This window comes from Photorhabdus bodei (genome assembly GCF_003287735.1).
GTDB lineage: Bacteria > Pseudomonadota > Gammaproteobacteria > Enterobacterales > Enterobacteriaceae > Photorhabdus > Photorhabdus kayaii.
On the sequence record NZ_NSCM01000152.1, the window covers coordinates 1 to 644 of the forward strand.

Annotated in this window: 2 tRNA genes and 1 rRNA gene; all 3 read right to left on the reverse strand. The window is 48.6% G+C overall.

Features of this window, described 5'->3' with window-relative positions:
* Nucleotides 1-178: 178 nt before the first annotated feature.
* A tRNA-Ala gene (locus CKY02_RS23210) sits at nucleotides 179-254 on the reverse strand.
* A 129-nt stretch (nucleotides 255-383) separates the two neighbouring features.
* Nucleotides 384-460: transfer RNA gene (locus tag CKY02_RS23215), tRNA-Ile, on the reverse strand.
* A gap of 70 nt (nucleotides 461-530) precedes the next feature.
* A 16S ribosomal RNA gene (locus CKY02_RS23220) occupies nucleotides 531-644 on the reverse strand; the annotation flags it as partial.

Here is a 644-nt window from a genome sequence, read left to right on the forward strand (position 1 = left end):
GCTTCGTCGCTTAACCTCACAACCCGAAAATGTCTCGAATTGTTCAGCTTGAGAGACTCTTCACTAATATCTCAGTGATATTAATGAGGATTTCAATTTTTCAGCTTGTTCCAGATTGTTAAAGAGCAAAATAATTCGCAGCATACTGTCGCCAATATACTCTGAATTACGTTTAGTATGGTGGAGCTAAGCGGGATCGAACCGCTGACCTCCTGCGTGCAAGGCAGGCGCTCTCCCAGCTGAGCTATAGCCCCATACAGAAATAGACCGCCATCGTCTGTTCAATCAACTCGCTTAGCCGCCGGGTATTTCAACGCGAGTAACGCAGTGTGCGACAGCACATGAGTCACGCAGCGTCTGGAAGACCCAAGGATAAGTAGAGTTGGTAGGCCTGAGTGGACTTGAACCACCGACCTCACCCTTATCAGGGGTGCGCTCTAACCACCTGAGCTACAAGCCTATTACGATAACGTTATTCTCTTCTTTTCATCAGACAATCTGTGTGAGCACTGCACTTAACCTATCTCAGGTAAGGAGGTGATCCAACCGCAGGTTCCCCTACGGTTACCTTGTTACGACTTCACCCCAGTCATGAACCACAAAGTGGTCGGCGCCCCCCTTTCGGTTAAGCTACCGACTTCTTT